This window comes from Mesorhizobium sp. WSM4836 (assembly GCF_055811815.1).
On the sequence record NZ_JBVVQF010000036.1, the window covers coordinates 1 to 12,280 of the forward strand.

Annotated in this window: 16 protein-coding genes; 7 read left to right on the plus strand and 9 right to left on the minus strand. The window is 62.9% G+C overall.

Features of this window, described 5'->3' with window-relative positions; translation table 11 throughout:
- Positions 1-72: 72 nt before the first annotated feature.
- The 4 genes from AC0L2P_RS29180 to AC0L2P_RS29195 form a co-directional block, all read right to left on the minus strand.
- The gene (locus tag AC0L2P_RS29180) at positions 73-426 is read right to left on the minus strand and encodes a winged helix-turn-helix transcriptional regulator (RefSeq protein ID WP_473506324.1); all 354 of its coding nucleotides are present in this window, start codon (positions 424-426) and stop codon (positions 73-75) included.
- A gap of 204 nt (positions 427-630) precedes the next feature.
- Entirely contained in the window at positions 631-1,971 is a 1,341-nt protein-coding gene (locus AC0L2P_RS29185) for an FAD/NAD(P)-binding protein (protein WP_473506326.1), read from the minus strand.
- 49 nt (positions 1,972-2,020) lie between these two features.
- Positions 2,021-2,473, minus strand: a complete 453-nt coding sequence (locus AC0L2P_RS29190; protein ID WP_023675902.1) for an RrF2 family transcriptional regulator — start codon at positions 2,471-2,473, stop codon at positions 2,021-2,023.
- A 147-nt stretch (positions 2,474-2,620) separates the two neighbouring features.
- Complete coding sequence (locus tag AC0L2P_RS29195; RefSeq protein WP_473506328.1) at positions 2,621-2,812, minus strand: hypothetical protein; 192 nt, start codon at positions 2,810-2,812, stop codon at positions 2,621-2,623.
- Positions 2,813-3,151: 339 nt separating this feature from the next.
- On the opposite strand from AC0L2P_RS29195, the gene tauA reads away from it, so the two are divergent.
- From tauA to AC0L2P_RS29215, 4 genes are all read left to right on the plus strand, one after another.
- Positions 3,152-4,165 carry a taurine ABC transporter substrate-binding protein gene (gene tauA / locus AC0L2P_RS29200; protein ID WP_473506329.1) on the plus strand — a complete coding sequence of 338 codons (1,014 nt, stop codon included), beginning with the start codon at positions 3,152-3,154 and terminating at the stop codon, positions 4,163-4,165.
- Between the two features lie 110 nt (positions 4,166-4,275).
- Positions 4,276-5,049 carry a taurine ABC transporter ATP-binding protein gene (locus tag AC0L2P_RS29205; RefSeq protein ID WP_473506331.1) on the plus strand — a complete coding sequence of 258 codons (774 nt, stop codon included), beginning with the start codon at positions 4,276-4,278 and terminating at the stop codon, positions 5,047-5,049.
- On the plus strand, positions 5,046-5,912 hold the full coding sequence (locus tag AC0L2P_RS29210) for an ABC transporter permease subunit (RefSeq protein ID WP_473506333.1): 867 nt from the start codon (positions 5,046-5,048) through the stop codon (positions 5,910-5,912). The genes AC0L2P_RS29205 and AC0L2P_RS29210 overlap by 4 nt, the downstream gene beginning before the upstream one ends.
- Before the next feature lie 6 nt (positions 5,913-5,918).
- Positions 5,919-6,107, plus strand: a complete 189-nt coding sequence (locus AC0L2P_RS29215; protein ID WP_473506335.1) for a hypothetical protein — start codon at positions 5,919-5,921, stop codon at positions 6,105-6,107.
- A gap of 59 nt (positions 6,108-6,166) precedes the next feature.
- Here the strand turns inward: AC0L2P_RS29215 and AC0L2P_RS29220 are convergent, their stop codons facing one another.
- Positions 6,167-6,352, minus strand: a complete 186-nt coding sequence (locus AC0L2P_RS29220; RefSeq protein WP_473506337.1) for a hypothetical protein — start codon at positions 6,350-6,352, stop codon at positions 6,167-6,169.
- Between the two features lie 306 nt (positions 6,353-6,658).
- On the opposite strand from AC0L2P_RS29220, the gene AC0L2P_RS29225 reads away from it, so the two are divergent.
- The 3 genes from AC0L2P_RS29225 (at position 6,659) to AC0L2P_RS29235 (ending at position 9,482) form a co-directional block, all read left to right on the plus strand.
- A complete protein-coding gene (locus tag AC0L2P_RS29225) occupies positions 6,659-7,018 on the plus strand; it encodes a septal ring lytic transglycosylase RlpA family protein (protein ID WP_473506339.1) in 360 nt (119 codons plus the stop codon).
- Positions 7,019-7,374: 356 nt separating this feature from the next.
- Entirely contained in the window at positions 7,375-8,652 is a 1,278-nt protein-coding gene (locus AC0L2P_RS29230; RefSeq protein ID WP_473506341.1) for a polyhydroxyalkanoate depolymerase, read from the plus strand.
- Positions 8,653-8,864: 212 nt separating this feature from the next.
- Entirely contained in the window at positions 8,865-9,482 is a 618-nt protein-coding gene (locus tag AC0L2P_RS29235) for a transglutaminase-like cysteine peptidase (RefSeq protein ID WP_473506343.1), read from the plus strand.
- Positions 9,483-9,491: 9 nt separating this feature from the next.
- On the opposite strand, the gene AC0L2P_RS29240 is transcribed toward AC0L2P_RS29235, so the two are convergent.
- The 4 genes from AC0L2P_RS29240 to AC0L2P_RS29255 are packed head-to-tail and all read right to left on the minus strand — an operon-like array spanning position 9,492 to position 12,255.
- The gene (locus AC0L2P_RS29240; protein WP_473506345.1) at positions 9,492-9,860 is read right to left on the minus strand and encodes a helix-turn-helix domain-containing protein; all 369 of its coding nucleotides are present in this window, start codon (positions 9,858-9,860) and stop codon (positions 9,492-9,494) included.
- Between the two features lie 24 nt (positions 9,861-9,884).
- Complete coding sequence (locus tag AC0L2P_RS29245) at positions 9,885-10,421, minus strand: Smr/MutS family protein (protein ID WP_473506347.1); 537 nt, start codon at positions 10,419-10,421, stop codon at positions 9,885-9,887.
- Entirely contained in the window at positions 10,418-11,524 is a 1,107-nt protein-coding gene (mltA, locus tag AC0L2P_RS29250; protein ID WP_473506349.1) for a murein transglycosylase A, read from the minus strand. Before mltA ends, AC0L2P_RS29245 begins: the two co-directional genes overlap by 4 nt.
- Positions 11,525-11,547: 23 nt before the next feature.
- Positions 11,548-12,255, minus strand: a complete 708-nt coding sequence (locus tag AC0L2P_RS29255; RefSeq protein ID WP_473506390.1) for a Tim44/TimA family putative adaptor protein — start codon at positions 12,253-12,255, stop codon at positions 11,548-11,550.
- Positions 12,256-12,280: the final 25 nt, after the last annotated feature.

Consider the following 12,280-nt stretch of genomic DNA (forward strand, 5'->3'; position numbering starts at 1 on the left):
AAGAACCTGGCCCATAGCGCATCCCTTGATTCGGAGGACAAGGATGCCCCATCAAAGCCTGGGATCAAACATCTAGGTGGTGGCTGAGCTGTCGGTACGAAAACGCACACCTTCGGCGCGGCCATGCACGCTTCCCCAGTCGTAGAGCGCCTGGAGCGCGGCGGCGAGATCTTGACCGCGCCCGGTCAAGGCGTAGCGTCCCTTGCCGTCCGGCGACGTTTCGAGCGTAACGAAGCCGATCTCGACAAGCTCGGCCAGGCGCTGCGTCAGCATCTTGTCCGAGAGTGAGGGGATCAGCCGGCGCAGGTCGGAATAGCGCATCGGCTGTTCCTCGATGCGCGCCAGGATCACCGTCTTCCATTTGCCGCCGAGCGCGTCGAGCGCGAACTCGACCGGACAGCCGTAGAGTCTTCCGCGTTGCGTCATACGCCCATCGTAGGCAAGGCACGATGGCGACGGAAGCAGAATTTGCCCGGTCATCTGGCCAGGGTCGCGTCATCGCCAACCCGGCTGTCTCGACCACCACGCGCTGGCCGGTCGGCTTTTGGCGGAGAGAGGTTACGCGGTCGAGGTCTTTTCCCCCGACGACAGCGGTGTTGCATCCGGAATTGCGCCCAGACAAAGAGGTTCTCATCCAAGCAATCGCTTGCTTAGCCGCGCGCACTGCACGCGAATATCCGGAATGGCGTCGATCTCGAAGAAGGTGCCGCGCGTCAGTGGCCCGACGGCGAGGATCTTGGCCGATACCGTGCCGTCGCCGGCGACGACCTCGCAGTTCGCGGTCACGTCGAGGCCGAGTCGCAGTGGATCCGGCCTTGCCAGCCCACGGCCGACCAGCGACCGTACCACACTGTTCGAGGTGGCCGAGATGTCCCTGGCAATGCCAGTGCAATCATAGATGCGAGCAACGTCGAACTTTTCGAGGCGCTGCGTGTGGCGCGACTGGACGTGCACGGTGTAGCCTGCGGCGATGTCGACGACGCGCCCGGCGACAAGGCGAATGCGGCCCGCTTGCACCGCCTCGGCAACGCGGCCGTAGACTTCCGGCGCCATGCGATGGCGATGGATGTCCCACCACGCCTTGGTGTGCTCGACGAAGCGGCGCTTGGCCGAGGACGGCCAGTTCTGCCAGATCTTCTGGTTGAAGGGTCTCAGACCGTCGACGACATCGCGCCAGTCGATGCCGGCCTTCTGGTTTTCCCGGATCAGGTCGCGGAACCAGCCGACGAAATAGGAAAGCTGGGTGCCGAGCGGAATATCGGCGACGTCGAGCTTGATCGGATTGCCCTTGCGATGCGGCGAAGGCAGCAGGCCGCGCCGCGACACCGCGACGATCTCGCCGCGATGGCCGCGCTGCTCGAGCGACAGGAAGGCATCGACCATGCTCAAGCCCGTGCCCAGCACCAGGACTGGGGCTTCGGAGTCAAGCGCAGTGTCGGCCTCGGAGCCCATCCTGATCGCATGGCCCTGCCCCGCCCCCGGCTCCTCGTCATGCCCGGTGGCGAGCACGGCAAGGTGCGCAACCACGCTGGTGCCGTTGGCCAGCGCCACTTCGACGCCTGATGCGGTCGGCGAAATCGACAGGCTCTCCTCGCGGATCAGTCGCAGCCGGCCTGTTTGCTGCTCACGCGCCTCGAGCTCGTCGAGCAGTTCCTTGAGATAGCGTGCGTAGACGCTGCGCGGCGCATAGACCGGCGCCTGTTCCGGCGTTGCCAGGCCGCGTTCAAGCAGCCAGCGCGAGAAATTGCCGGGATCGTCGGCATAGGCGCTCATGCCCGACGCGCTGACATTCAGCACATGCGCCGACAGCAGCGTTGAATAGGCCATGCCTTGCCCAAAATGCGGGCGTTTTTCGATCAGGCTGACGCGGAGATCGGGATTGGACGACTTCATTAGATGCGCCGCAAGCACGACGCCGCTGGCGCCGCCACCGACAATGATGATCGAACTTGGCGTACCGCGCCCGGTCATGCGCACACCAGCTGTCCTGGCGATCGTCGCCGGCTCAGGAGAGATTGATTCAGGCCTGGATTTTCAACGCCGCCGAAAAATCTTCGTCGCCGGCGATGTCGCGCATTTCGGCGAGGCTGCGCTGATCCAGCACCTCGGCGATGGCCTGCCGGACCTCCAGCATCAGGTGTCGGACTTGGCATGTCGCCTCGTTGCAATCTTCGCAGCGCTGATACTGGGTGCGGCTGGCGCAAGGAATGGGGGCAAGCGGTCCGTCGAGCACGCGCACGACGTGGCCGACCTTGATCTCGTCCGCTGGGCGTGCCAGCCGATAGCCGCCCTCTTTGCCCTTGCGGCTCTGGACGAAACCGGCATTGCGCAATTCGCCAAGAATGGCATCGAGGAACTTCTTCGGAATATTGTTTCCTGTGGCGATGTCGTTGACGAAGGCGAGCTGTCCAACCGGCAGGCGCGCCAGATGGACGAGCGCCTTGAGGCCGTATTTACCTTTTTTCGTGAGCATAACCCGAACGTTTCTCTGTCATGCGATGGCGCAAGGCCACCGGTTGCGAAACGCCTGGCGTGCCTCCCCGCCGCGTCCAAGCTGTCACTACAGATAAATTCTAGTGACATGATATACAAGCCGAGAAACGTTGATTTTGCTTCGTTTTCAAGCCGCAATGGCCATTTTGGCCGGGGCTTGTGCTCTTGGAAGCACAGAAGCCGCCGCCAATGGCACACCGCCAAACTGGCTGGCGGCAGGAATGTCCCGATCGGCGAGAATCCGAACAGCAGCTTCTGCCCCTGAATTTGAAGGCCAAAGCATGCCGCGCGCGGCAACAAGGAGGGTGGCGTCGCTCATCGTCCTCTCCAATCCTTCAATATCGATAAGGATACTAGACTTAACGGCGAACACAGGGAACTTATTTCCAATTTTTTGCCTATCCACAGCATGGGTTTGCCGATGCAGGGGCAAAATCGGGAAATTCTTGTTGGGCGTGGGAACGTGAAAGAGGTTCCGGGGCACTGACGATGGTTCTTACCCGGGCATCGCAGAAGCGTGCGAATGGGCAACTGCCATAGCCAGATGACTTTTTCTAACAACACCGAACTGATTGGAAAGGTTTAACTCTACAAGAATGATAGATTTAGGTGACGATGAAGCGCAATCCGGTTTTTCTCGTTTTCCAAGGAGCCTTTCATGTCCACCATTTCGCGACGTATCGTTCTCTTGTCCTCGGCGGCCTTGGCTGGTGCCGCCTTTCTCGGCCCAGCCGATGCGCAGGACCTCAAGATCACTATCGGCTACCAGACGGTCGTCGAACCCTCGAAGGTGCCGCAGGCCGACGGCGCGTATGAGAGCGCGACCAAGGCGGCAATCGACTGGCGGAAATTCGATTCCGGCGCCGACGTGATCGCCGCCATCGCTTCCGGTTCGGTCGACATCGGTTATGTCGGCTCGAGCCCGCTGGCGGCGGCGGCGAGCCGCGAGCTTCCCATCCAGACAATCTTCATTGTCGGGCTGATCGGCGAATCCGAGGCCCTTGTCGCCCGCAACGGCGCCGGCATCGAGAAGGTCGCCGACCTTGCCGGCAAGAAGGTGGCGGTGCCCTTCGTCTCGACGACGCATTACAGCCTGCTTGCCGCGCTGAAGCATGAGGGTGTCGACCCGAAGGCGGTCGATATTCTCAATCTGCGGCCACCGGAGATCGCGGCGGCATGGGCGCGCGGCGACATCGACGCCGCCTATGTCTGGGATCCGGCACTCGGCCAGATCAAGACGACGGGCAAGGTCGTGCTGGATTCCTCCCAGGTCGCCGCTTGGGGCGCGCCGACCTTCGACGCCTGGATCGTGCGAACCGACTTCGCTGAAAGAAACCCGGAAGCGGTGCGCGATTTCGTCAAAGTGACGGGCGCTGCCTATGCCGACTTCCTGGCCAAGCCGGACCAATGGTCGGTGTCCTCGTCACAAGCGGCCAAGATCGCCAGGATCACCGGGGCCAAGCTCGAAGACGTGCCGCAACTGCTGAGGGGCTATGTGTTCCCGACGCTCGAGGAGCAGGCCGCGGACAAGTTTCTCGGTGCCGGCACGGTCAAGGCGGTCAAGGCGACATCGGCCTTCCTCAAGGAGCAGGGCAAGATTGACGCCGTGTTGCCGGATTATTCGAAATACGTGTCGTCGAAATATGTCGGCGAGGCGCTGGCCTCGAATTAGCGGCTGCTCAATGCGCGCTTCCTCCCTTCCCTGACGCGCGTTGCCTGCCCCGGAGCCGCTGACGAGGAGCGGCTTCGGGGCAGGCAGATTCAGAATATCGGCGACCCCACATGACGCATCTCGTGCTCGACCAAGTCTCGATTCATTATGACGGCCAGCCGGCGCCGGCAGTCGAACACGTGTCGATTGACGTCGCCAAGGATGACTTCGTTGTTCTGGTCGGCCGCTCCGGCTGCGGCAAGACCTCGTTGCTCAATGTCGCTGCGGGCCTGGTCGAGCCTGTGCGCGGACGCGCCACGATTGGCAGCAGGCCGATCACGGCGCCAGGCTCGGACCGCGCCGTCGTGTTCCAGAACGACGCACTGTTTCCGTGGCTGACCGCGCGGGAAAATGTCGCCTTTGCTCTCAGGCTGCGCGGTGTCGCGCCAAGTGAACGGGCGCGGCGCGCCGACAAACTTCTGACTTTGGTGAAGCTCGACGGCGCCGGCGACAAGCGCATCTGGGAGCTTTCCGGCGGCATGCGCCAGCGCGTCGGCCTGGCCCGGGCGCTGGCAGCCGCGCCGCAATTCCTGCTGCTCGACGAGCCGCTAGGCGCGCTCGATGCGCTGACACGCGAACGCATGCAGACAACGCTGCTCGATCTGTGGACGGCAAGCCAGGTCGGCGTGCTGATGGTCACGCACGGCATCGAGGAAGCGCTGGTGCTGGCAACCCGTATCATTGTGCTCGCTCCCGGCCCTGGCCGGGTGGTGCGGAGTTTCGGGGCCGGCTTCAGCCGGCGCTATGCAGCTGGCGAGGCCATTCGCAGCATCAAGGCCGATCCCGCCTTCGCTGCGGCGCGCGGCGAGCTGACCGACGCGATCTTCGAAGGGGAGGCAGCATGACCGTTACCTCCTATACCGAGCGGCCGCAGCGCGCCAAGGTCGACGACGGAGCCGACGCGCTGTCGGTGCCATGGTCGCGGCCGCGGCCGAGACGCAGCCGCGTTTCGGCCCGCGTGGTCAGCGCGATCACCATTCTGATGGTGCTGGCGGCGTGGACGGCATCGGCCCGCCTGCAATTGGTGTCGCCGGTTTTCCTGCCGTCGCCTGTGGCAGTCTGGAACAAATTTGTCGTCGTCGCCGGTGACGGCTTTGTCGACGCGACGCTGCTCCAGCATATCGCCGCCAGCCTGTGGCGGGTGTTTGCAGCGCTGATCGCGGCCGTTTTCGTCGGCGTTCCCATCGGGCTGGCTATCGGCATCAGCACGATCGGGCGCGGCATCTTCGATCCGCTGCTCGAATTCCTGCGGCCGATCCCGCCGCTGGCCTATCTGCCGCTGATCATTATCTGGTTCGGCATTGGCGAGCCGTCCAAGATCCTGGTGATTGCCATTGCCATGCTGGCGCCGGTTGCGCTGTCGACGGCATCGGGTGTTCGCGGTGTCTCGCAGGAACGCATCAATGCAGCGCGCTCGCTTGGCGCCACGCGGCGCCAAGTGATCAGGCACGTTATCCTGCCCAGCGCGCTGCCCTCGATCCTGACCGGTCTGCGCATCGCGCTTGGCGCCGGCTGGTCGACGCTGGTTGCCGCCGAGCTGGTGGCGGCGACACGCGGGCTCGGATTCATGATCCAGTCCGCTGCCCAGTTCCTCGTCACCGACGTGGTGGTGATGGGCATACTGGTGATCGCGGCCATTGCCTTCGTGCTTGAATTCATCATCCGCAGGATCGAGCGGGTGCTCGTCCCGTGGGCAGGGCGGGAGTGACCGACAATGCCCCATTCCATCGCTGTATTGTTTGCGGATTTCGGCCATTGGCTCCGCCTGATCAAGGCCGGAGACAAACAGCTGCCTGGGGACGAACGCAAAACGCCGACGCCCGTGCAGCTGGACGCGAAGCGCAACCGCTTACCGCCGCGCGACGAAAGTTTCTACTGGGGCTGGCAGTACTGGTCGCGGTGACCGGCCGCCACGGGTCCGCTGCGCGTTGCTCTGGAGGGAGCCTGAGGACCGACGCCTGCTCAAACGCGCGAACGGTTCGCCCAGGCCAGGCCGACCAAGCCGACCAGCACCGTCACGATGCCGACATAGAGCCATTGCGACTGGCCGGTCATGAAGCTGCCCCCGATGAAGCCGATGCCTTGCAACGTCCACAGCACGCCGATGGCGAGCACAATCAAGGCCAGCAGATTTTTGAGCAATCTCATTGCTAGAACTCCTTTCCAAGTCGATCATCAGCCGCGTTCCGACCGAAATGGAACAGCTAAAAAGAAGCGGTCCGGTCACGCCAACTTCTACTTAGATGCTAACCTCTGATCTTGTGCAAGACATGCGGAGATCGGTGCAGAGATCATCAAGGAAGCTGTGCCGGTCTGCGGGAAATCTCTGACAAATTGTTTCGCGCCGACTCCAAACGTGTGACATTGCCATGGAACCGACAGATCATTGCCGCATTTGCTGCCTCATTCGTCCCTAACCGCTGTGGGTCTGTCAACGGAGCCAGTCCCCAACACATGAACAAAAGCAGCCAGACCGCGCTTGTCGCGGCCACGATCGCGGCCGGCCTGATGGTCGGCGCATCCAGTGCCATCGCCGCCGCGCAGTGCGGCCGTGCCTCCTGGTACTCACTGCATTCCAGAACCGCTTCCGGCGAGCGCATGAACCCGTCGGCGCTGACCGCCGCGCATCGCAGCCTGCCGTTCGGCACAAAGCTGAAGGTGACCAACCGCAACAATGGCCGCAGCGTCGTCGTGCGCATCAACGACCGCGGCCCGTTTATTAGGGGCCGGATGCTCGATCTGTCGAAGGGCGCAGCCAGCCAGCTTGGCTTCATCAGCTCGGGCCACACCGCTGTCTGCATGGCACGCGTCTAGAGTAATCCAGGAAAAGTCTGAAACGGTTTCCGTCCGAAATTGCGTTAAACAAAAGATGGATCGGTTCGGCGTTTTCTATGAACGCTGGAACCCTTCTAGGGGTCCGGCAGCCACGGCCGGACACCGCCCCGACGATCGTCCCAATAGCGTGCTCCTTGCCAGGCCTTCGCAGGTGCACATTGAGCCGGCTGTTGCCGTTCCAGGCGGATTCCCAACGCCTTGGACGAAAGAACGAGCATAAATCACGCAAGTTGACGTATTGCATCGCAGCAGATTGTTGCTAACTTCCTCGCAAAGCAATCAAGGCTCGGCACTGCTCGTCGGCCCTTCAAAGCGCAGTCGGCAGCGGGGTCTCAATGTTCTATCAGCTCTACGAACTGAACCACGCCGCCTTGCAGCCGGCGCGCCTTTATGCCGATGCGGTGCGCCTGTTCTACTCCAATCCGCTCAATCCGGTCTCACATACGTCCTGGGGCCGCTCGGTTGCGGCAACGGCCGAACTGTTCGAGCGCACGACGCGCCGCTACGGCAAACCGCAATTCGGCCTGGCCAAGACCGTGGTCGACTGGAAAACCGTCGAGGTCAGCGAACGCACCGTCTGGTCGCGGCCGTTCTGCAATCTGGTTCGTTTCGAACGGGCGGTTCCGGCCGGGCGCCGGCCGGATCCGAAGCTGTTGATCGTCGCGCCGATGTCGGGCCACTATGCGACGCTGCTGCGCGGCACGGTGGAGGCGATGCTGCCCTATGCCGACGTGCATATCACCGACTGGGTCGACGCGCGCATGGTGCCGCTGGCCGACGGCAGCTTCGATCATGACGACTATATCGACTACATCGTCGACATGCTGCATGCGCTGGGTCCCGATACCCACGTGATGGCGGTGTGCCAGCCTTCGGTGCCGGTGCTGGCGGCGGTGGCGCTGATGGAAGCCAAGGGTGATCCATTCGTGCCCTCGACGATGACGCTGATGGGCGGCCCCATCGACACGCGCCGCAATCCGACGGCGGTCAATCTGCTCGCCCAGGAAAAGGGCATCGACTGGTTCCGCGACAACGTCATCATGCGCGCGCCCTGGCCGGTGCCGGGCTTCGGCCGCGAGGTCTATCCCGGCTTCCTGCAGCTTTCGGGGTTCATGAGCATGAATCTCGACCGCCACATCATCGCCCACAAGGACTTCTTCATGCATCTGGTGAAGCATGACGGCGACAGCGCCGAGAAGCACCGCGAGTTCTACGACGAATATCTGGCGGTGATGGATCTGACGGCGGAGTTCTATCTGCAGACCGTCGACACCGTGTTTGTCCGCCAGGCCTTGCCCAAGGGTACGATGACGCATCGCGGCGTGGCTGTCGACCCTTCGGCGATCCGCAATGTCGCCCTGTTCACGGTCGAGGGCGAGAACGACGACATCTCCGGCCTCGGCCAGACCAAGGCCGCGCACGATCTTTGCATCAACATCCCGGCCGACAGGCACGCGCATTACATGCAGCCGGCGGTCGGCCATTATGGTGTGTTCAATGGCTCGCGCTTCCGCTCCGAAATCGTGCCGCGCATCGTCGATTTCATTACCAGCTATGGCCGTCAGAACCGTGTTGCGGTGAAGCCCAAGCTGGTCAGGACCGGCAAGAAATAAGCGACCAGCGATGATGCCCGTCAATCCGCATCAGGTCGGTGAATGCCAAAATCATCGCTTGGCGGGGCCGTGCGGCCGGTCAACCTGTTGCACAATAGTCGCGTTGGCGCCACGCGAGTAACCATGCCGCAAAAATCAATCCATCCTCATAATTGACACGGACTGTAAATACCCCTTAACGTTTCGTTAACAACAAGGGACAAGCGGGGACAATGATTTCCTCACCAATGGCGAGAACGCTGCGCCTGTGTGCGCTGGCTGGACTTACTGTGGCGGCAGGTTGGGCCAGTTCGGCCTCGGCAGCCAGCCCGATGATAACAGGTGGCCCGACCTCGCAGCCGATCGGCCATTATGATTTCTGCAAGAGCTACTCGTCCGAATGCTCGATCCGCCCGAAGGATCAGTCGCCCGCCAGCCTGACCGGCTCGCTGTGGCGCAAGCTGCTTAGCGTCACGGCAAACGTCAACGCCGCCGTCAAGCCGGAGAGCGACTTCGACATCTACGGCAAGGACGAGGTCTGGGCCTATCCCGACAAGGGCGTCGGCGATTGCGAGGACTATGTTCTGGAAAAGCGCCGTGAGCTGAACCGGCTGGGCGTCTCGTTTGCCGATCTGCTGATGACCGTCGTGCGCAAGCCGGATGGCGAAGGCCACGCCGTACTGACGGTGCGCACCGACAAGGGCGACTACATCCTCGACAATCTGACCGACCAGGTCCGTTCTTGGGACCAGACCGGCTATCGTTTCCTCAAGCGGCAGGCGGTCGACAATACCGGCCGCTGGGTTTCCATCCGCGGCGGCCAGCAGGTTCTGGTCGGCTCGGTTCAGTAACAAAACACCTCATTTCGGCCGGTTCAGCGCGGCGCGGAGCGACGCAAGGATGCGGCGAAGCTCTGCTTCGTCGAGCTTTTCGATGTTGTCGGCCAGGAGATTGGCAAGCTCGGTCGCCGCCGGGCTAAGGCCCGACGTGTCGAGCTTGACGCGCGGATGCGAGGTTTCGGCCAGCCGCGCCAGTTCCTCGGCGTCGTCCCAAATGATGTTGAAATAGCCGATGATCTTCTGGATCAGCGTCCAGCTCGGCGCACCGCGGCGGCCGTGTTCCAGCGCCGAGAGATAGGCTGCGCTGACGCCGATCGCCTTGGCCATGTCCTTCTGGCTGACGCCGCGCTCGTTTCTCAGCACGCGAAGCTTTTCACCGAACGGCGTCATAAGCGCACCTTCATGGGCCCATCCTCATGAGCGCGCCCGCCGCAAGCGGACATAGAGCGCACCCGAGCCGCCATGTTTGCGGGCGGCATGGTCGTGGCTGGAGACGAGTGGACGGAAGGCGGGTGTCGACAGCCATGACGGCACAGCACGCCGCAAAACGCCATCACCGCCCGATGAAGAGCCCTTGCCGGTGATCACCAGGACATAGCGGATGCCGCCGGCATGCGCCCGGTGCAGAAAGGAAAACAGCAGGGAATAGGCTTCGTCCTGGGTCAGGCCATGCAGGTCGACGCGGCCCTCGATCGGCAGCCGGCCCTTCGAAAGCTTGTCCAGCGTCGGTTCGTCGAGTGCGTGGGAGACATGCTGCGCCTTCGGCTTTGCGGCCGTGGCAGCATTGCCCGCGACCTGTGCCGGCGGCGGCGCCTGCCTGGCCCCGTCGATCTCCGGCCCGACGTCTGCAATGTCGACGGCGGTTTTGCCCTTCAGCGGCTTTGCCGTGCGCGCCACAAGGTTCCACAGCACCCGGTCGTCCTCGTTCAGCCTGTCGATGCGCCGGGTCATCGGCCTGCTCCTGAAACCAGCGACCGGGGGATCAGCGCATAAAAATCTGCGGCGCTGCGGATAACGCCGGCGATCTCGCCGGCCGCATCGCCCGACCCGGCAAACAGATCGCCGCGGGCCGGCCCGGTGATCGCAGAGCCGGTGTCCTGCGCGATCATCAGCCGCCGGAACGGTTTTCCGTCGAAGGCGGTCAGCGACGGCGCATCGATATGGAAGGGCGTGCCGAATGTGTGCAGCAGCCGGTCGACGGCGATCGAGCGGCCGGGTGTCAGCGGCACCTTGGCGGCAGCGATGGGGCCGAGCTCTGGGTCGGCGACGCCCATCTCGCGGAAGAAGATGTAGGAGCGGTTGCGCCAAAGGATCTCGTCGACGCGCTCCGGATGCCCCTTGAACCAGGCACGGATCGACTGCATCGTCACTTTCTCCAGCGGGATCTCACCTTCCTCGCTCAGGATCTTGCCCGGCCCGGTAAAGCGCTGGCCGGATTTGGCGGCATAGGTGATACGGCAAATCCGGCCATCGGTCATGTTGAGCCGCGCCGCGCCCTGCACGTGAATGAAGAAAGCATCGACCTTGTCGGCGAGCCAGGCGATTTCCAGCCCTTTTCCGGCAAGCGCGCCGCGTTCGATCTCGCCGCGGTCGAAATATTCGACCGCGCCGTTCGGCGCCGCACGAGCAAAGGGGAGATAAGGATCGAAGCCTGAAGGACGATTGCCGTTATCGACGTCGACAAGGTCGGCCGGGCGCGACAGCATCGGCACCGAAAATCGTTGCGTGCGTACCGGCGAGGCTTCGACCTCCGGCTCATAAAAGCCGGTGACCAGGCCGGGACCACCATCTTCGGCATTGATACGGACCGGAACGAAATGGCGCTCGAAAAAGCTTCGGGCCTGCAACCGATTCGCCGGCGAAACGGTACGCGCGTCGGCATATGCATCGGCAAAGCCATTGTAATCGACGCCGAGCGCGCCGGAGCGGTAGGGTTTGGTCAGCACATGAAAGGCCGAGCGGCGAAAGGCGTCAAAGGCTGGGAGATGGTCGTCCTCGCCCCAGCCCGGCAATCCGCCAAAGGATTTTTCGCTGAAGGCTCTGGAAAGCGACACGACAGCCCCCGCCGCCGTCCAGTTCAGTCTTCTTCTTCGGTGGCGACGAGCTTCCAGTTCGGATCGCGCGAGCGCGTGTCGCGGGCGAAGGTCCAGACGTCCTTGACCTCGGCGACGGTTTCGGGGTCGCCGTCGATGACGGCGCCGGCCTTGTCGCGGGTCGCCGAAATCAGCTCGCTGACGATGCGCAGCGTGATGTGCGCCTCGCTGCCTTTCATCTCGGCCGAAACGATGTCGGCCTTGTCGATGCCGACGAAGGAGGACTGGATCTTTTCGGCTTTCGCCTCACGGTCGCCGATGGCCGCGACGAAGCCGTCATAGACCTCGCGCGACAAAAGGTTCTTCAAGGTTTTGCGGTCGCCATCGGCGTAGGCCATGACGATCATCTCATAAGCCATCTTGGCGCCGTCGACGAAGGTCTTCGGATCGAACGTCGGATCATTGTCCTTGACCGCCCGCAGGCCCCGGTTGAGATCGGTGTCGGGCTTGGCAAAGGTGTCGATAGCCGCATAGGTATCGGCCGCCGGCTCTCCCGCCAGCCGCTTGCGCGGCAGCGAAACCACGTTCTCGGGTTTCTGGGCGGCATCCTTGTCGTTCTTGCGCGCTGCCGTATATGGATCGAACGGCGGGCGCTCGTTGCCCGTGCGTCGGCCAAGCACGTTGCGCAGCTGGAAGAAGATCACCACCGCCGCTATCAGAAAGAAAATCGTGCCGAAGTCGAAGAAGCCCATATCTTGCGCCAATCAATCCCTGCTT

Excerpts from the sequence above, each read along its gene's own strand:
- AC0L2P_RS29180 (WP_473506324.1), bottom strand. The coding sequence starts at position 426 with ATGACGCAACGCGGAAGACTCTACGGCTGTCCGGTCGAGTTCGCGCTC.
- AC0L2P_RS29185 (WP_473506326.1), bottom strand. The coding sequence starts at position 1,971 with ATGACCGGGCGCGGTACGCCAAGTTCGATCATCATTGTCGGTGGCGGC.
- AC0L2P_RS29190 (WP_023675902.1), bottom strand. The coding sequence starts at position 2,473 with ATGCTCACGAAAAAAGGTAAATACGGCCTCAAGGCGCTCGTCCATCTG.
- AC0L2P_RS29195 (WP_473506328.1), bottom strand. The coding sequence starts at position 2,812 with ATGAGCGACGCCACCCTCCTTGTTGCCGCGCGCGGCATGCTTTGGCCT.
- tauA (WP_473506329.1), top strand. The coding sequence starts at position 3,152 with ATGTCCACCATTTCGCGACGTATCGTTCTCTTGTCCTCGGCGGCCTTG.
- AC0L2P_RS29205 (WP_473506331.1), top strand. The coding sequence starts at position 4,276 with ATGACGCATCTCGTGCTCGACCAAGTCTCGATTCATTATGACGGCCAG.
- AC0L2P_RS29210 (WP_473506333.1), top strand. The coding sequence starts at position 5,046 with ATGACCGTTACCTCCTATACCGAGCGGCCGCAGCGCGCCAAGGTCGAC.
- AC0L2P_RS29215 (WP_473506335.1), top strand. The coding sequence starts at position 5,919 with ATGCCCCATTCCATCGCTGTATTGTTTGCGGATTTCGGCCATTGGCTC.
- AC0L2P_RS29220 (WP_473506337.1), bottom strand. The coding sequence starts at position 6,352 with ATGAGATTGCTCAAAAATCTGCTGGCCTTGATTGTGCTCGCCATCGGC.
- AC0L2P_RS29225 (WP_473506339.1), top strand. The coding sequence starts at position 6,659 with ATGAACAAAAGCAGCCAGACCGCGCTTGTCGCGGCCACGATCGCGGCC.
- AC0L2P_RS29230 (WP_473506341.1), top strand. The coding sequence starts at position 7,375 with ATGTTCTATCAGCTCTACGAACTGAACCACGCCGCCTTGCAGCCGGCG.
- AC0L2P_RS29235 (WP_473506343.1), top strand. The coding sequence starts at position 8,865 with ATGATTTCCTCACCAATGGCGAGAACGCTGCGCCTGTGTGCGCTGGCT.
- AC0L2P_RS29240 (WP_473506345.1), bottom strand. The coding sequence starts at position 9,860 with ATGACGCCGTTCGGTGAAAAGCTTCGCGTGCTGAGAAACGAGCGCGGC.
- AC0L2P_RS29245 (WP_473506347.1), bottom strand. The coding sequence starts at position 10,421 with ATGACCCGGCGCATCGACAGGCTGAACGAGGACGACCGGGTGCTGTGG.
- AC0L2P_RS29255 (WP_473506390.1), bottom strand. The coding sequence starts at position 12,255 with ATGGGCTTCTTCGACTTCGGCACGATTTTCTTTCTGATAGCGGCGGTG.